We start from the raw sequence: 16698 nt of genomic DNA, 5'->3' as shown, positions 1-16698 counted from the left end.
GAGATGGGTTACCGGGTCGTGGTCGCCGGCGCGACGGGCAATGTCGGGCGGGAGATGCTCAATATCCTGGCCGAGCGCGAATTCCCGGTCGACGACATCGCCGCGCTCGCTTCCTCGCGCAGCCAGGGCGACGAGGTCGAGTTCGGTGAGACCGGCCGCATGCTCAGGATCCAGAATATCGAGCATTTCGACCCGAAGGGCTGGGACATCGCCCTGTTCGCGATCGGCTCAGACGCGACCAAAACCTACGCGCCCAAATTCGCCGCTGCCGGCTGCACCGTGATCGACAATTCGTCGCTCTATCGGATCGACCCGGACGTGCCGCTGATCGTGCCCGAGGTGAACCCGGACGCGATCGACCTGTATCGCAGGAAAAACATCATCGCGAACCCGAATTGCTCGACCGCGCAGATGGTGGTGGCGCTGAAGCCGCTGCACGACGCGGCGAAGATCACGCGCGTCGTCGTCGCCACCTACCAGTCCGTCTCCGGCGCCGGAAAGACCGGCATGGACGAGCTGTTCGAGCAGAGCCGCAACATCTTCGTCGGGGAACAGGCCGAACCCAGAAAATTTACGAAGCAGATCGCGTTCAACGTGATCCCGCACATCGACTCCTTCCTCGACGACGGATCGACCAAGGAGGAATGGAAGATGGTCGTCGAGACCAAGAAGATACTCGATCCGAAGATCAAGGTGATCGCCACCTGCGTCCGCGTTCCCGTCTTCGTCGGCCATAGCGAGGCCGTGCATGTCGAGTTCGAGAACGAGATCAGCGCCGCCGAGGCCCAGCGCCTGCTGCGCGAGGCCCCCGGCGTGATGCTCGTCGACAAGCGCGAGGACGGCGGCTACGTGACCCCGGTCGAGGCGGTCGGTGAGTTCGCCACCTATGTCAGCCGCGTCCGCGAGGACCCGACCGTGGAAAACGGCCTCGCCCTCTGGGTCGTCTCCGACAATCTCCGCAAGGGCGCGGCCTTGAACGCGGTCCAGATCGCGGAGCTGCTCGGCCGCCGTCACCTGCAGAAGGCGGCCTGAGGCGATGGGGCTCGCGGCGGACCTGTTCTGGTCGTTCCGCAGCCCCTATTCCTACCTCGCCACACGCCGCTACCGCGCGCTGAGCGAGAGCCACGACCTCGAAATCAGCCTGCGCCCGGTCTATCCGCTCGCTATCCGCCAGCCCGATTTCTTCGAGCGCAACCATCCGAATTGGCTGCGCTACACGGTCGCCGACGTGATGCGGCTGTCGGCCTATCTGGGCATCCCCTTCGCCCCGCCGCGGCCGGACCCGATCGTGCAGGACATCGCGACCCGCCGCATCGCGCAGGACCAGCCGCACATCTTCCGCCTGACCCGGATCGGTCAGGCGGCGGCGCGGCGGGGCAGGGGTCTCGCCTTTGCCGACGAGGCGTCGCGGCTGATCTGGGGCGGCACCCCGGGCTGGAACGAGGGCGACCACCTCGCCGGCGCCGCCGCCCGCGCCGGCCTCGACTTCGGCGAGCTCGAAGCGGAAGCGGCAAGCGACGCCGGCGCGCTCGACGCGGAGATCGCCGCCAACCAGATCGCGCTCGAAGCCGCCGGCCATTGGGGCGTCCCGACCCTCGTGTTCGAAGGCGAGCCCTTTTTTGGCCAGGACCGCATCGACCTCGCGCTCTGGCGCATGCGGCAGCGCGGCCTGGCGGCGCGGACGTAGGACGGCGGCGTTGTCCGCGCAGCTGCACGTACGTCGCCTTCACGATCATCCCCGGCCTTGAGCCGGGACCGACCTCCCTTCAGCCGGTGAGGACAGGGGCCGTCATCCCGGCTTTGAGCCGGGATTTACCTTCTTCTTCGCACAGCCCGCGAGTCGCGGCTTTTTGATCTCACACGAAGAAGGGGCGACTCGTCTTTGCGGCCTTTGTGCTCATCGTGAGCCAATTTGAGCTTTCCGCGTGCGCTCTCCCAGCGTGGGCCCGCCTTGAGCCGGGGCTTCGCTGCATTTCGGAACCAAGAGGAAGAGGGTAGGTCCGGGTCAAGGCCGGGACGACGACGGATTGGCCCTTGCCCCCGCCGTCCCCAAATGGGATGGGATATAACCAAATAGGATCAGTTATCTTGACTTTTGGCGTCTGATATGGAACATAGTCCGAACACCCCGATCTGAAAGGTGTTCCATGCCCAAAGCGCCCAAGCCCGTTGGCGAACGGATCGTCATCGGCAAATCCGGCCATCCGCAGAGCGTCAGCTCCGGCCGCTACTTCTGGTCCGACAAGGCCGAGCAGGTCTTCCTCGACCACCTGGCCGCCACCTGCAACGTGCAGGCCTCCGCGGACGCCGCCGGCTTTTCCAACGTCGCCGTCTACCGCCGCCGCCGCAAATGGCCCGGCTTTGCCGAGCGCTGGGACGCGGCGCTTGCCCAGGGTTATGCCCGGCTGGAAGCGGTGATGCTCGCCAATGCGGCCGACACGATGGAAGGGCTGCCGCCCGATCCCGATATGCCGATCCCGCCCATGTCGGTTGCCGATGCCCTCAACCTTCTGCGCCTTCATCGCGCGGCCGTGAAGGGCGGCAGCCCGCAGACCTACAGACACCGCAAGATGAAGTCGCTGGACGACGTGCGCGCCAGCATCGTCCGCAAGCTGGAAGCGATCGAGCGCGCCGGTGCCAAAAGCTAAAGCGCTGCCGGACGATGAGGCGCTCCGCATCCGCATGGCCGCGCTCGGCCCGCTGCACCGCGCGCGTTTCATCGCCCGGCTCGATCCGCCCGAGCTCGATGCGGTAGAGCAGGACTGGGGGGTCTGGGGCCACAAGGGCCAGCACGCCCCGCCGAACGACTGGCGCACCTGGGTGATCATGGCCGGGCGCGGGTTCGGCAAGACGCGCGCGGGCGCGGAGTGGGTGCGGATGGTCGCGCGGGACATTCCCGGCGCCCGCATCGCGCTGGTCGCGGCCTCGCTCGACGAGGCGCGGCGAGTGATGATCGAAGGTTCGAGCGGGCTGCTGGCAGTTGCCGGCAACGCGATCGACAATTTCTACCCCAGCCTGCGCCTGCTGCGCTTCGCCAACGGCGCGGAAGCGACGCTCTTTTCCGGCGCCTCGCCCGAACAGCTCCGGGGCCCCGAACACCACGCCGCCTGGTGTGACGAACTCGCCAAGTGGAGACAGCCGGGCGCGACCTGGGACATGCTGCAGATGGGGCTGCGCCTCGGCGACCGTCCGCGCGCGCTCGTCACCACCACGCCGCGCCCCGGCCGCACGCTCGAGCGCATCATGGCCGCGAACGGCACGGTGCTGACTGGCGGTCCCACCCGCGCCAACCCGCATTTGCCCGATGCCTTCATCGCGGCGATGCACGACCAATATGCCGGCACGCGCCTCGGCCGCCAGGAACTGGACGGCGAGCTGCTGCCCGACGTCGAAGGCGCGCTGTGGACGATGGAGCTGATCGAGCGATGCCGGTTCTCAAATCCTCCCCTCGCGACGCGAGGGGAGGGGGACCATGCGAAGCATCGTGGAGGGGCTGAGGGCGAAGCCCGAAGTCAAACCCTCCGCTTCGCTCCGGGCCCCTCCACCGGCTGCGCCGGTCCCCCTCCCCTGCAAAAGCAGGAGAGGATTGAGTTTGTCCGCACCGTCATCGGCGTCGACCCGCCGGCCTCCGCCGGCACCTGCGGCATTGTCGCCTGCGCACGCGACGCGGCCGGCATCGCCCATGTCTTGGCCGATCACAGCGTCACCGGCCGCCGGCCCGAGGCCTGGGCCCGCGCCGTCGCCGCGGCGGCGGAGGTGCACCGGGCCGACCGCATCGTCGCCGAGCGTAACCAGGGCGGAGAGATGGTCCGCGCCGTGCTCCGCGCCGCAGACGCGCGCCTGCCGGTCCGGCTGGTCCACGCGGCACAGGGCAAGTCCGCCCGCGCGGAGCCGGTCCACGCCCTGTTCGAAGCCGGCAAGGTGGTGCTTCACGGCCGCTTCCCCGAGCTGGAAGCGGAGCTCTGCGGCCTGATCGCCGGCGGCGGCTACGAAGCCCCGGCCTGGGCCGGCCCCGGCGGGCCTGGCGCCAGCCCCGACCGCGCCGACGCGATGGTGTGGGCGCTCACCGAGCTGATGCTGGGCGAAAAGGTCGGGGAGCCGCGGCTGCGCCGCTTCTGACGGGCGCGCCGCGACCACCCACCGATCTTCATCGCCGGTCTTGACCGGGGTGGCTGTGGGTTTTCGTAACCCCGACCTCGCGCCAAGGTCCCGCTTCCCGGCCATACGAGGCGTTCGTCCGGAATGGGGTGGTTTGCGGACCAATCACCTCTCCCTAGGGAGAGGTCGAGTCAGCGCTTGCGCTGACCGGGTGAGGGGTTGGACCTCTCCACGAAGTCCTGGTCCCCTCACCCCGCTCGCGCTGAAGCGCGAGTCGCCCTCTCCCTATGGGAGAGGGGCTGCTAAGGGTCGCAAGCGGTCAAAGATCAAAAGGTCAGGCGAAGGTTCGTTTGCAGCGCGAACGAAGCGGCCGACCGGGTTGTACCCGACCGCCTTGCCGCGCGACCATCGAGGATCGGCGGCGATGGCGGCGCGGCGTTCCGCCTGTGAGACCGGCGCCGGATGAGGTAGACTTGGCCGCCTTAGTGGAGGAACGGCCATGCTGAATCGGCAGGATGCTCTGGAAGCGTTGGGCGGCGCCTATCGGGCGCGCTGTTCGGGGAACGGGGAGGCGCTGGCGCGGTACTGGGCGGACGGTGCGCATTTCGAGATCGTCGGCAAGCCGGACCGGATGGCCGGGGTGCCGCTGAAGACCGCAGGGGCGATGCAGACGATCGGCGCGCTGATCGATCAATTCGGGTTCAGCGATCACCAGATCGTCGACGCGGTGCTGGAAGGCAACAAGCTCGCGGTGCGTTCCCGCGTGACCGTCACGGTGGCCGGCAAGCCGCCGGAGACGACCGACCTGTTCGATCTGGTCGAGTTCGACGCGGACGGGAAGATCAGTTCGTTCGTCCAGTTCGCGGACACGGCGCTGATCCGCGACATGGCCGCCTGACGGCCGGTCAGGCGGCGGGAGCGCCCTTCATCCAAGCGAGCGCCTGGTCGCGCTCGGCGGGCTCGAACACGCGGTAGCTGATGAACGGCAGCACTGCGCTTTCGATCCGGGTCGCGGCGCGCATCCAGGCCTGGTCCGAGACGACGGCGACGCGGCCGAAGCGGGTGAGCTTGCCGAACAGCGGCAGCGCGCGGGCGGTGTAGCGGCCGAGGCCGGACAGCTCGATGCCGTCAAGATCGCGCGTCTCGACGAAGACATGGACCTTGTCGTGCGCCGCGAATGTCCGGTCGAGCCGGTCCATCACTGCGTCGAGGTCCGCGCCGGTGATCTTGCCCTCGATCGTGACCGCGATGGTGTCGGCAGGCGTGTCGATGAAGCTGAGCATCAGGCGTTCTCCTGCAACCGGCGGACCTCGTGGCGAAGCGCGACGAGGCCGCTCTTATAGGCTTTCTTCCATCAGGTGCAGCGCGACGTCGCCGCCCCAGGAAATCGCGAACATAGGCCGGGTCGAGCGCCTCGCCGCCCTCGAAGCGGTCGGCGGTCTCCAGCCAGCCGGTGCCGCCGTCAGCGCGGGCGATGAACCCGTCCAGGCTCGCCACCATGTGGATGGTAACCCTGGACTCGCCCGGCATGACCGCCTCCGGTTACTGGTCGAGGAAGCTCCGCATCTTGCGGCTGCGGCTCGGGTGCTTCAGCTTCCTGAGCGCCTTCGCCTCGATCTGGCGGATGCGTTCGCGGGTGACGCTGAACTGCTGCCCCACTTCTTCAAGAGTATGGTCTGTATTCATACCGATTCCGAACCGCATCCTAAGTACTCGTTCCTCGCGAGGGGTGAGGGAGGCAAGTACACGTGTCACCGTTTCTTTGAGATTGGCTTGAATCGCGGCATCGACCGGGATGACGGCGTTCTTGTCTTCTATGAAGTCGCCCAGATGGCTGTCTTCTTCGTCGCCAATGGGTGTTTCGAGGGAGATCGGCTCCTTGGCGATCTTCATCACCTTGCGGACCTTCTCCAAGGGCATGGAGAGGCGCTCGGCCATTTCCTCGGGCGTGGGCTCGCGGCCCTGCTCGTGGAGGAACTGGCGCGAGGTGCGGACCAGCTTGTTGATCGTCTCGATCATGTGGACCGGGATTCGGATGGTGCGCGCCTGGTCGGCGATCGAGCGCGTGATCGCCTGCCGGATCCACCAGGTCGCGTAGGTCGAGAATTTATAGCCGCGGCGATATTCGAACTTATCGACCGCCTTCATCAGGCCGATATTGCCTTCCTGGATCAGGTCCAGGAACTGCAGGCCTCGGTTGGTGTATTTCTTCGCGATCGAGATGACGAGGCGCAGGTTCGCCTCGACCATTTCCTTCTTCGCGATCCGTGCCTCGCGCTCGCCCTTCTGCACCATGTTCACGATGCGGCGGAACTCCGGCAGCGACATGCCCGTCGCCTGCGCGATCTCGGCGATTTCGGCGCGGATGCGTTCTACGGCATCGGCTTCGTTCGCCGCGAACGCCGTCCACTTCTTGTCGACCGCCTTGACGCCGTCGAGCCAGCTCTCGTCGAGCTCATGGCCGACATAGCGGTCCAGGAAGTCCTTGCGCGGCACCTTGTGGCGCTCGGCCAGTCGCAGCATCTGGCCGCCGAGCGCGGTCAGGCGCCGGTTATAGCTGTAGAGCTGGTCGACCAGATACTCGATCTTCGCGTTGTGGAACTGGACGCTCTCGACCTCGGCGGTCAGGTCCTCGCGCAGCTTCTGGTATTTTTTCTCCTCAGCTGGCGCGAATGCGGCGCCGCCGCCCATCGCATCGAGGCGCGCGGCCTGGAGCTTGGAGAATTTCTTGAAGATCGCCGTGATGTTCGCGAATTTCTCGAGCGCGGCGGGCTTCAGCAGCTCTTCCATCGCGGCGAGCGAGAGGGTGTTGTCCTCATCATCGTCGTCGACCGGACGCGGCGCCCGCCGCTCGGTCATCGACTCCTCATCCTCGTCGTCGGAGGAGGCGACTTCCTCGACCTCTTCCTCGTCCTTGAAGCTGGGGCCGGCGGTCTTTTCCGAAATCTCGCCATCGCCGGCCGCGTCTTCATCGGTCAGGCTTTCGGGCGCCGGGTCCTTGGACAGCATCGCGTCCAGGTCGAGGATCTCGCGCAGCTGCATCGTGCCTTCGTTCAAGGCATTGGACCAGCCGATGATCGCGTTGAAAGTGATCGGCGATTCGCACAGGCCCAGGATCATCGTGTCACGGCCGGCCTCGATGCGCTTGGCGATGGCGATCTCGCCCTCGCGCGAGAGCAGCTCGACCGCGCCCATCTCGCGCAGGTACATGCGCACCGGATCATCGGTGCGGTCGACCGTTTCCTTCTTCTTCTCGACGACGGGCGCAAAGCCATCGCTACCGTCGGAAGCGGCCTCGGGCTCGTCGTCCTCGGCTTCCTTCTCGGCCTCGCCGTCCTCGCCGGAATCCTCGTTCTCGACGATCTGGACGCCCATGTCGTTCAGCGCCGACATGATGTCCTCGATCTGCTCGGACGACATCTGGTCCTGCGGCAGCGCTTCGTTGAGCTCGTCATAAGTGATCACGCCACGCTTTTTGGCGCGGGCGATCAGCTTCTTGATCGAGGCTTCGTTGAGGTCGATCAGGGGCGCGTCGCCGCCGTCCGCCTTCTCGACCGGTTCTTCAATCTGCTTCGCCATTCAACTGCCCGAACTAAAATCAGTTAAGCGCCTTCGTCGTCCTGCATCAGATTTGCAAGCCGCCGTGCATTCTCGTCGCGCAATTCCCGCAAGCGTTGCTGCTCAAGCCGGTCGTTATCGTCCATGGTGCGCATGAAGCGTTCCGTGGCCGATCGCAAAGCCGCCTCGATCTCCGGTTGCTCGACCATCGCCTGGATCACCTCGGCAAGGTCGGTCCTGGCACGCTCCGGGTCCGCATCCTTCTTCGTGAACGAGAAGCGTAGTCTGTCGGCCCGCAGTAAATCCCTCGCTAACGCGTCGAACTCGCTGGAGCGCAATATGGTGCCAAGCCGCTCCGTATCAAGCGCTTGCTCCTCCAGCGCGAGATCAACCAGCGCGTCTAGGAGGCGCGCGATCGCTGGGTCGCTGGCCTGGAGCCCGTGCAGGGCCTCGGCATGGCGGGCGAGCAGGTCGGGGTAGCGGAGCAGGCCGGCGACGACGCCCTTCAGCAGCCGGCGGTCGATGCCTGCCGAGCCGACGCCCTTCGCCTCGGGCGAGATCGGGCGCGGCGGCTGCCAGCCGGTACCGGGCCGGAACGGCGGGCGCGGGCCGCGCTGGAAGGCCGGGCGCTGGAGGAAGCGCGTGTCGAATCGCTCGCGGAACTCGGCCTGGTATTGCTGGCGGACATCGGGATCGGCGATCGCCGCGGCCAGCTCGTTCAGCCGCTTGCGGAGACCTGCGCGCTGCTCGGGCGTGGCGAGCGGCTCGGCGAGCTCGTGGTTCCAGAGGCGATCGACCAAAGGCTCGGGCGCAGCGGCGAGGCTTTCGAACGCGCGCGCGCCGCCGGAGCGGACGAGGTCGTCCGGGTCCTGGCCTGAGGGCAGGGTCAGGAAGGAGAGGCTCCGGCCAGGGGCGAGGCCGGGCAGGGCGCGGATCGCAGCGCGGAAGGCGGCTTTCTGCCCGGCGGCGTCGCCGTCGAAGCAGAGCAAAGGCGCGTCGACCTGCCGCCACAGCCGCTCGATCTGGAATTCGGTGAGCGCGGTGCCGAGCGGGGCAACGGCTTCCTCGATGCCGGCCTGGGCGAGGGCGATCACGTCGAGATAGCCTTCGACCACGATCATCCGCCCGGACTTGCGCGCGGCCGGCGCGGCGCAGTCAAGATTGTAGAGCGTGCGGCCCTTGTCGAAGAGCGGGGTGTCGGGGGAGTTGAGGTACTTGGGTTCGCCCTGGCCGATGATCCGCCCGCCGAACGCGATCACGCGGCCGCGGGGATCGCGGATCGGGATCATCAGCCGGTCGCGGAAGCGGTCGTACGGCTCCTTGCCTTCGACTTCGATCAGCAGCCCGGCCTCGACCAGCATCGCGTCGCCGAATTTGGCGAGCGCGCGCCGGAGGCCGGTCTTTGAGTCCGGCGCATAGCCCAGAGCGAAAGCCTTGCGCGTCGCGTCGGTGATGCCGCGCCTTTCGACATAGGCGCGCGCGGCCGCGCCCGGCAGGCCGTTATATTGTTCCTCGAACCACGCCGCCGCCGCCGCCATCACGTCGTGCAACGACCTGGCGCGTTCCGCCCGTGCCGCCTCGCGGGCGTCCGGAGCGGGAAGTTCCATGCCGGCCGCCTGAGCGAGTTCCTTCACAGCATCGATGAAGGGCAGGCCGCGCTGGTCCGTCATCCAGCGGATCGCATCGCCATGCGCGCCGCAGCCGAAGCAATGGTAGAAGCCCTTCTCGTCGTTGACGTAGAAGCTGGGCGTCTTCTCGTTGTGGAACGGGCAGCAGGCCGCGAACTCGCGCCCCTTGCGCTGAAGCTTCACGGTTTTCGCAACGAGCGCGGACAGCAGGGTGCGCGTGCGGAGCTCGTCGAGGAAGGCGGGGGAGAGGCTCACTCTTCTCCCCTCCCGCTTGCGGGAGGGGCCGGGGGCGGGCCCGAGCCTAAAGCGCGCCTGATCTCAATCAGCGCGCCTTCCGTATGTTGAAATACGTCCTCGTTGGTGAACCGGAGCACGCGAATCCCATATTCCGCGAGAATGCGGTCCCGCCACTTGTCCTTGCCGGGCTGGATGTCGTGGCTGAACCCGTCGAGCTCAATCGCCAGGCCCTCCGTCCGGCAGAGCAGATCGCAATAGAAGGGGCCAATCTGCATCTGGCGACTGAACTTGAAGCCGTCGAGCTGGCTCTTGTTGAGGTACTGCCAAAGGTGGCGTTCAGCCGGGGTGGCTTCGCGGCGGAGCTGCCGTGCCCTTTCCGTATTGCGCCTGCGCCATTTAGGCATGATCCCACCCCCAGCCCCTCCCGCAAGCGGGAGGGGAGTCGTTATGCGCTTTACGCCAAAGCCCCCTTCACCAGCCCGGATGCCTTGCTCATGTCCAGCTTGCCCGCGTGGCGGGTCTTCAGCTCGGCCATGACGCGGCCCATGTCCTTGACGCTGGACGCGCCGATTTCCGCCTTGATCGCCTCGATGGCCGCCTTCGTCTCGGCTTCGTCCATCATCTTGGGCAGGAAGCGTTCGATCACGGCCACTTCCCCGGCCTCCGCCGACGCCAGCTCCGGACGACCGCCTTGTTCGTACATCGTGATCGATTCGCGGCGCTGTTTGACCATCTTCTGCAGCACCTCCGACACCAGCACGTCGTCGTCCGGGGCCTTGCCGGTGCGGGCTTCGATGTCGCGGTTCTTGATCGCGGCCTGGATCAGGCGGATCGTGGCGGTGGTCTGTTTGTCGCCGCCCTTCATCGCGGTGACCAGTGCGGCTTTGATGTCGTCTCGAATCATTTTCGCCGTTTAGCAGGTTGACCGGCCGGGGCCACACGCCTAGCTGCCAAGCCTTAGCGACATCGCTGCCAACCCTGCAAAGGAGCCTGCCGATCATGGCCGACGCCACCCCCACGCGCGCACCCGAAGGAGCGACGGGGGTATTGGTGTTGGCCTCCGGCGATGTGATCTGGGGCCGCGGATTCGGCGCGGAAGGCGAGGCGGTGGGCGAAGTGTGCTTCCACACCGCGATCACCGGTTACCAGGAAATCATGACCGACCCTTCGTTCGAAGGGCAGATCATCACTTTCACCTTTCCGCACATCGGCAATGTCGGCGCGAACCATGAGGATGTGGAAGCGAACCACGCCCATGCGCTGGGCTGCATCGTCCGCGAGGACGTGACCGCACCCTCCAATTTCCGCGCGGCCGAGGGGTTCGACTCCTGGCTGAAGGCGCGCGGGAAGATCGGGCTGGCGGGCGTGGACACGCGCGCGCTGACGCGTCGGATTCGCGAAGGCGGGGCGCCGAACGGGGTGATTGCCTATCGCGCCGACGGCCGGTTCGACGTTGAGGCGCTGCTGGCGAAAGCGCGCGCCTGGCCGGGGCTGGAGGGAATGGACCTGGCGAAGGAAGTGTCTTGCGAGGCGCATCACGGCTGGGAAGGCGGGGTTTGGGAGCTGGGGAGCGGGTACACTTCTCCCCTCCCGCTTGCGGGAGGGGCCGGGGGTGGGCAGGCGCCTGAATCCCGCGCGGACCTAAAGGCTGTTCCCACCCCTAGCCCCTCCCGCAAGCGGGAGGGGAACGTGCCCCACGTCGTCGCCATCGACTATGGCTCCAAACACAACATCTTCCGCAACCTGGTGAAAGCCGGCGCGCGCGTCACCGTCCTCCCCGCCACCGCGACGTTCGACGACGTGATGGCGCAAAGCCCGGACGGCTTCTTTTTGTCGAACGGCCCCGGCGATCCGGCCGCGACCGCTGAATACGCGGTGCCCGTCATCCAGAAGATGCTGGAAACTGACAAGCCACTGTTCGGCATCTGCCTTGGCCACCAGCTCCTCGCGCTCGCGATCGGGGCGAAGACGACCAAGATGTTCCAGGGGCATCGCGGCGCCAACCACCCGGTCAAGCGGCTGGAGGACGGCCGCGTCGAGATCACCAGCATGAACCACGGCTTCGCGGTCGAACGCGAAACCCTGCCGGAAAATGCGCGCGAGACTCACGTGTCGCTGTTCGATGGCAGCAACTGCGGGCTGGAGCTGACCGACCACCCGGCGTTCAGCGTGCAATATCACCCGGAGGCGAGCCCGGGGCCACAGGATAGCTGTTACTTGTTCGAGAAGTTCGTGGGGATGCTTGGGTGAGGATTGTTCTAAGCGTCTTCGCCTTTGCTTCGGCAGGATGTGCTCAAGCGCAAGCCGTCGATCCGGGTGTCCTCGTCTATGCTACTGGTGACTGCTATTCACAGAATGTCGGGTTCGCGCGAGAAAATGGCCTCAGCTATCGACATGTGACTCGCGTCGATGAGCAGGATGAACCCGATATCATCGAGTGCGCCAGCGGCCCTTGTTCGGGATTTCTGTTCCTGAAGGCCCGATCAGCGCCTTTTGCCAATCAGATCATTTCACAGACCATTCAGTCAAAGAAGCGCAGCACTCGGCGCAGTGATCGCCGCCTTGTTGGTTGCCTGACCGTCCGCTTCGTGGTCGCTCCCAGAGACGCAAGATAATTATGCCCAAACGCACCGACATTTCCTCCATCCTCATCATCGGCGCTGGCCCGATCGTCATCGGGCAGGCGGCGGAGTTCGATTATTCGGGGACACAGGCGGCCAAGGCGCTGAAGGCCGAGGGCTATCGGATCGTGCTGGTCAACTCCAATCCGGCGTCGATCATGACCGATCCGGAGTTTGCAGACGCGACCTATATCGAGCCGATCACCCCGGAGATCGTCGCCAAGATCATCGAGAAGGAGCGGCCCGACGCGATCCTGCCGACGATGGGCGGGCAGACGGCGCTGAACACCGCGCTGGCGCTGTTCCGTGACGGCACGCTCGACCGGTTCGGCGTGACGATGATCGGCGCCGATGCCGACGCGATCGACAAGGCCGAGGACCGGCTGAAATTCCGCGAGGCGATGGACAAGATCGGGCTGGAATCGCCGCGATCCCAAATCGCGCACTCGATCGAGGGAGCGATGGGCGCGCTGGAGCTTGTCGGGCTGCCGGCGATCATCCGGCCGAGCTTCACGCTGGGCGGCACCGGCGGCGGCATCGCCTATAACCGCGAGGAATTCGTCGAGATCGTCACCGGCGGCCTCGACGCATCGCCCACCACCGAGGTGCTGATCGAGGAATCGGTGCTCGGCTGGAAGGAATATGAGATGGAAGTCGTGCGCGACCGCGCCGACAACGCCATCATCATCTGCTCGATCGAAAATGTGGACCCGATGGGCGTCCATACCGGCGACTCGATCACCGTCGCGCCGGCGCTGACGCTGACCGACAAGGAATATCAGGTGATGCGCAACGCGAGCATCGCTTGCCTGCGCGAAATCGGCGTCGAAACAGGCGGTTCCAACGTCCAGTTCGCGGTCAATCCGAAGGACGGGCGGCTGGTCGTGATTGAGATGAACCCGCGTGTGTCGCGGTCGTCGGCGCTCGCGTCCAAGGCGACCGGCTTCCCGATCGCCAAGGTCGCGGCGAAGCTGGCGGTCGGCTATACGCTCGACGAGATCGACAACGACATCACCGGCGCGACGCCGGCCAGCTTCGAGCCGACGATCGACTATATCGTCACCAAAATCCCGCGCTTCGCGTTCGAGAAGTTCAAGGGGTCGGACCCGCACCTTTCCACGATGATGAAGTCGGTGGGCGAGGTGATGGCGATCGGCCGCAACTTCCATGAAAGCCTGCAGAAGGCGCTGCGCGGGCTGGAGACGGGGCTTTCGGGCCTCAACATCGTCGACACGCTGGCAGGCGCGCCGAAGGAGGATATCCTGGCCGCGCTCGCCCGGCCGACGCCGGACCGGCTGCTGGTGGCGGCGCAGGCGCTGCGGGAAGGACTGAGCGTCGCCGAGGTCCACGCGGTCGCTAAATATGATCCCTGGTTCCTGGAACGGCTGGCGGAGATCGTCGAAGCCGAGGAGCAGGTGTGCCGCGACGGGCTGCCGCGCGATGCGGCGGAGATGCGGCGGCTGAAGGCGATGGGCTTTTCGGACAAAAGGCTGGCGTTCCTGGCGCTGCGATCGGCGAACCTGCAGCCGGGCACGCGACGCGCGTTCGGAAAGAGTTCCGGGCTTATCGGCGAAGCGGTGAAGGCGATGACGGGGGGCGTGACCGAGGACGACGTCCGCGCGCTCCGGCATCGGCTGGGCGTCCGGCCGGTGTTCAAGCGCATCGACACCTGCGCCGCCGAGTTCGAGGCGAAGACGCCGTATATGTATTCGACCTACGAGGCGCCGAGCTTCGGCGCGCCGGAGGACGAGTCCAATCCCTCCGGCCGCAAGAAGATCGTGATCCTTGGCGGCGGGCCCAACCGGATCGGGCAGGGAATCGAGTTCGACTATTGCTGCGTCCATGCCTGTTTCGCGCTGCGCGAGGCGGGGTTCGAGACGATCATGATCAACTGCAACCCGGAGACGGTCTCGACCGACTATGACACGTCGGACCGGCTGTATTTCGAGCCGCTGACCGCCGAGGATGTGCTGGAGATCCTGCATGTCGAGAAATCGCGCGGCGAGTTGGTCGGCGTGATCGTCCAGTTCGGCGGGCAGACGCCCTTGAAGCTGGCGCAGGCGCTGGAGGATGCCGGCATCCCGATTCTCGGCACCAGCCCCGACGCGATCGACCTGGCCGAGGACCGCGAGCGGTTCGCGAAGCTGGTCAACAAGCTCGGCCTCAAGCAGCCGGAAAACGGCATCGCGCGCAGCCGCGAGGAAGCTATCGCGGTCGCCAACCGCATCGGCTACCCCGTGCTGATCCGCCCCTCCTATGTGCTCGGCGGGCGGGCGATGGAGATCGTCGACGGCGAAGCGCAGCTCGACGCCTATATCGCGACGGCGGTGCAGGTATCCGGCGACAGCCCGGTGCTGATCGACCGCTATCTGCGCGACGCGATCGAGGTCGACGTCGACGCGATCGCCGACGGCGACCAGGTCGTCGTCACCGGCGTCATGCAGCATATCGAGGAGGCCGGCGTCCATTCCGGCGACAGCGCCTGCTCGCTGCCGCCCTATTCGCTGCCGCCGGAGATCGTCGCCGAGATCGAGCGGCAGACCGAGGCGCTGGCCCGGGCGCTTAAGGTCAAGGGCCTGATGAACGTCCAGTTCGCGGTCAAGGATGGTCAGGTCTATCTGATAGAGGTCAACCCCCGCGCCAGCCGCACCGTGCCGTTCGTCGCTAAAGCGGTCGGCACGCCGATCGCCAAGCTCGCCGCGCGGGTGATGGCGGGCGAGAAGCTGGCGAACCTGCCGCCGGTCAACCGCCCGACCGGCCATATCGCGGTCAAGGAAGCCGTGTTCCCGTTCGCGCGCTTCGCCGGCGTCGATCCGGTGCTCTCGCCGGAGATGAAGTCGACCGGCGAAGTGATGGGGATCGATGGCGATTTCGCGACCGCTTTTGCCAAGTCGCAGATCGGTGCGGGCATGACGCTGCCGCAGGGCGGCTGCCTGTTCGTGTCGGTCAAGGACAGCGACAAGCCGGCGATCGTTGAGCCGGTCAAGGAGCTGGTCGCGATGGGCTATTCGGTGGTCGCGACCGGCGGGACGGCCGACTATCTGGAAGCGGCCGGGGTTCCGCTGGAGCGCGTCAACAAGGTGGCCCAGGGCCGGCCGCACATCGTCGACCGGATCAAGGACGGCAAGGTGGACCTGATCTTCAACACGACCGAAGGCTGGCAGTCGTTGAAGGATTCGGCGAGCATCCGCGCCTCGGCGGTGAACGGGAAAATCCCCTATTTCACCACTGCGGCGGCGAGCGCGGCGGCGGCGCAGGCGATCAAGGCGCTCCGCGCGCGGCCTCTTGAAGTGCGATCGCTGCAATCTTACTATTCACAGCCGCACGCCTGACCTTCCCGACAATCCGATCGAGTGGGTAGGCGGTCCGAAAATGGGCCGCCGGGCGGCCAGGTTTTTGACGAAGGGTGGATGAATGGCGACCGTCGACAAGATGCCGATGCTGGCCGAGGGCTATCAGAAGCTGCAGGCGGATCTGAAGCGGCTGAAAGAGGAACGGCCCCAGATCGTCGATGCGATCGAGGAAGCGCGCGCGCATGGCGACCTGTCCGAGAACGCCGAATATCACGCGGCCAAGGAACGCCAGGGCCAGATCGAAGCGGCGATCGCGCAGCTTGAGGACCGGATGAGCCGGGCCCAGATCATCGATCCGAAGGAGCTTTCCGGCGACAAGGTCGTGTTCGGCGCGACCGTGACCCTGCTCGATGAGGACGACAAGCCGGTCCGCTACCAGATTGTCGGCGAGACCGAGGCCGATGCGAAGCTGGGCCGGATCTCGTACAACTCGCCGCTCGGACGCGCGCTGATCGGCCGGCGGGTCGAGGACGAAGTCGAAGTGACGGTGCCGTCGGGCGACCGCTATTATCTCGTCTCCAAGATCGAGTTCATCTGATTTCCCGACTTCGCTCGAAACGAACGGGCTAGAGAATGCCGGAATTGCCTGAAGGCAAGGTGACGCAAGGGATCGCGATCGCGACCGCGGCGGCATTTTTCCTGTTGTGGATCGCCGGCTGGCTGGACGTCGCGTCGCTGAAGGGGGGCTTCATCCCCGCGCGAGTGTCAGGACTGGTACAAGTCCCCGGCGCGGTGCCGGTGTGGCTGACCCCGCTCAGCGCGACTCTCGTCCACGCCGGGCTGCTGCACATCGGCTTCAACCTGCTGATGTTCGTGTTCGTCGGCCGCTTCGTCGAAAGCGTCATCGGCGGGGGCGCGAGCCTTATCCTGTATATCGTCGGCGCCTATGCGGCGGCCCTGCTGCACTGGTCGATGGACCCGACCTCGACCGTGCCGATGGTCGGTGCGAGCGGCGCGATCTCCGCGACGTTCGGCGCCTATGCCCTCTTCTTCGGGCGCGACCGCACGCGCGGCATCGGTCCGCTGTCCGGCTATGCGGTGCGCGTGCTGTGGCTCGCCTCGGCGTGGATCTTCGTCCAGGCGCTGATCGGGATGGCGGCGCTGGGCGGCGTGCAGGTCGCGATCTTCGCCCATATCGGCGGCTTCGTCGCGGGCCTGGCGCTGGCGCGCCCGCTGCTGCTCTGGCGCTACCGAAAGGCCTGA

Annotated in this window: 14 protein-coding genes; 9 read left to right on the top strand and 5 right to left on the bottom strand. The window is 66.3% G+C overall.

The features are described from left to right. Nucleotides 1–3 precede the first annotated feature (3 nt). The 5 genes from GON01_RS00215 (at nucleotide 4) to GON01_RS00195 (ending at nucleotide 4996) form a co-directional block, all read left to right on the top strand. Complete coding sequence (locus GON01_RS00215) at nucleotides 4–1032, top strand: aspartate-semialdehyde dehydrogenase (protein WP_157024968.1); 1029 nt, start codon at nucleotides 4–6, stop codon at nucleotides 1030–1032. Between the two features lie 4 nt (nucleotides 1033–1036). Continuing rightward, nucleotides 1037–1687, top strand: a complete 651-nt coding sequence (locus GON01_RS00210) for a 2-hydroxychromene-2-carboxylate isomerase (protein WP_157024967.1) — start codon at nucleotides 1037–1039, stop codon at nucleotides 1685–1687. A gap of 460 nt (nucleotides 1688–2147) precedes the next feature. After that, complete coding sequence (locus tag GON01_RS00205; protein ID WP_157024966.1) at nucleotides 2148–2648, top strand: hypothetical protein; 501 nt, start codon at nucleotides 2148–2150, stop codon at nucleotides 2646–2648. Then, complete coding sequence (locus GON01_RS16770; protein WP_157024965.1) at nucleotides 2635–4119, top strand: DNA-packaging protein; 1485 nt, start codon at nucleotides 2635–2637, stop codon at nucleotides 4117–4119. The genes GON01_RS00205 and GON01_RS16770 overlap by 14 nt, the downstream gene beginning before the upstream one ends. Before the next feature lie 478 nt (nucleotides 4120–4597). After that, nucleotides 4598–4996: a nuclear transport factor 2 family protein gene (locus GON01_RS00195; RefSeq protein ID WP_157024964.1), complete on the top strand. Its 399-nt coding sequence runs from the start codon at nucleotides 4598–4600 to the stop codon at nucleotides 4994–4996. A gap of 7 nt (nucleotides 4997–5003) precedes the next feature. Here the strand turns inward: GON01_RS00195 and GON01_RS00190 are convergent, their stop codons facing one another. The 5 genes from GON01_RS00190 to GON01_RS00170 form a co-directional block, all read right to left on the bottom strand. Beyond that, complete coding sequence (locus GON01_RS00190) at nucleotides 5004–5381, bottom strand: SpoIIAA family protein (protein WP_157024963.1); 378 nt, start codon at nucleotides 5379–5381, stop codon at nucleotides 5004–5006. Between the two features lie 259 nt (nucleotides 5382–5640). Next, nucleotides 5641–7677 (bottom strand): RNA polymerase sigma factor RpoD, encoded by a 2037-nt coding sequence (gene rpoD, locus GON01_RS00185; protein ID WP_157024962.1) that lies wholly within the window; start codon nucleotides 7675–7677, stop codon nucleotides 5641–5643. Between the two features lie 23 nt (nucleotides 7678–7700). Then, the gene (dnaG, locus tag GON01_RS00180) at nucleotides 7701–9539 is read right to left on the bottom strand and encodes a DNA primase (protein ID WP_181600136.1); all 1839 of its coding nucleotides are present in this window, start codon (nucleotides 9537–9539) and stop codon (nucleotides 7701–7703) included. Next, on the bottom strand, nucleotides 9536–9925 hold the full coding sequence (locus tag GON01_RS00175) for an endonuclease domain-containing protein (protein WP_157024961.1): 390 nt from the start codon (nucleotides 9923–9925) through the stop codon (nucleotides 9536–9538). Before GON01_RS00175 ends, dnaG begins: the two co-directional genes overlap by 4 nt. 50 nt (nucleotides 9926–9975) lie before the next feature. Then, entirely contained in the window at nucleotides 9976–10425 is a 450-nt protein-coding gene (locus tag GON01_RS00170) for a GatB/YqeY domain-containing protein (RefSeq protein WP_157024960.1), read from the bottom strand. Nucleotides 10426–10520: 95 nt separating this feature from the next. Here GON01_RS00170 and carA point away from each other — a divergent pair, with 95 nt between their 5' ends. The 4 genes from carA (at nucleotide 10521) to GON01_RS00150 (ending at nucleotide 16698) form a co-directional block, all read left to right on the top strand. Then, a complete protein-coding gene (gene carA, locus GON01_RS00165) occupies nucleotides 10521–11771 on the top strand; it encodes a glutamine-hydrolyzing carbamoyl-phosphate synthase small subunit (protein ID WP_157024959.1) in 1251 nt (416 codons plus the stop codon). Nucleotides 11772–12138: 367 nt separating this feature from the next. Further along, nucleotides 12139–15474: a carbamoyl-phosphate synthase large subunit gene (carB, locus tag GON01_RS00160; RefSeq protein WP_157024958.1), complete on the top strand. Its 3336-nt coding sequence runs from the start codon at nucleotides 12139–12141 to the stop codon at nucleotides 15472–15474. Nucleotides 15475–15556: 82 nt separating this feature from the next. Beyond that, entirely contained in the window at nucleotides 15557–16033 is a 477-nt protein-coding gene (gene greA / locus GON01_RS00155) for a transcription elongation factor GreA (RefSeq protein WP_157024957.1), read from the top strand. Between the two features lie 35 nt (nucleotides 16034–16068). After that, on the top strand, nucleotides 16069–16698 hold the full coding sequence (locus GON01_RS00150; RefSeq protein WP_157024956.1) for a rhomboid family intramembrane serine protease: 630 nt from the start codon (nucleotides 16069–16071) through the stop codon (nucleotides 16696–16698).

Origin of the sequence: Sphingomonas horti, from assembly GCF_009753715.1 — a bacterium.
Classification (GTDB): domain Bacteria; phylum Pseudomonadota; class Alphaproteobacteria; order Sphingomonadales; family Sphingomonadaceae; genus Sphingomonas_B; species Sphingomonas_B horti.
Note: the sequence above shows the minus strand (reverse complement) of the source record. Positions and strands in the feature narration are given on the sequence as shown.

Bases quoted from the DNA above. Each gene is read 5' to 3' on its own strand.
- rpoD (WP_157024962.1), bottom strand. From the start codon at position 7,677: ATGGCGAAGCAGATTGAAGAACCGGTCGAGAAGGCGGACGGCGGCGAC.
- GON01_RS00195 (WP_157024964.1), top strand. From the start codon at position 4,598: ATGCTGAATCGGCAGGATGCTCTGGAAGCGTTGGGCGGCGCCTATCGG.
- GON01_RS00190 (WP_157024963.1), bottom strand. From the start codon at position 5,381: ATGCTCAGCTTCATCGACACGCCTGCCGACACCATCGCGGTCACGATC.
- GON01_RS00175 (WP_157024961.1), bottom strand. From the start codon at position 9,925: ATGCCTAAATGGCGCAGGCGCAATACGGAAAGGGCACGGCAGCTCCGC.
- GON01_RS00205 (WP_157024966.1), top strand. From the start codon at position 2,148: ATGCCCAAAGCGCCCAAGCCCGTTGGCGAACGGATCGTCATCGGCAAA.
- GON01_RS00210 (WP_157024967.1), top strand. From the start codon at position 1,037: ATGGGGCTCGCGGCGGACCTGTTCTGGTCGTTCCGCAGCCCCTATTCC.
- GON01_RS00170 (WP_157024960.1), bottom strand. From the start codon at position 10,425: ATGATTCGAGACGACATCAAAGCCGCACTGGTCACCGCGATGAAGGGC.
- GON01_RS00215 (WP_157024968.1), top strand. From the start codon at position 4: ATGGGTTACCGGGTCGTGGTCGCCGGCGCGACGGGCAATGTCGGGCGG.
- carB (WP_157024958.1), top strand. From the start codon at position 12,139: ATGCCCAAACGCACCGACATTTCCTCCATCCTCATCATCGGCGCTGGC.
- greA (WP_157024957.1), top strand. From the start codon at position 15,557: ATGGCGACCGTCGACAAGATGCCGATGCTGGCCGAGGGCTATCAGAAG.
- carA (WP_157024959.1), top strand. From the start codon at position 10,521: ATGGCCGACGCCACCCCCACGCGCGCACCCGAAGGAGCGACGGGGGTA.
- GON01_RS00150 (WP_157024956.1), top strand. From the start codon at position 16,069: ATGCCGGAATTGCCTGAAGGCAAGGTGACGCAAGGGATCGCGATCGCG.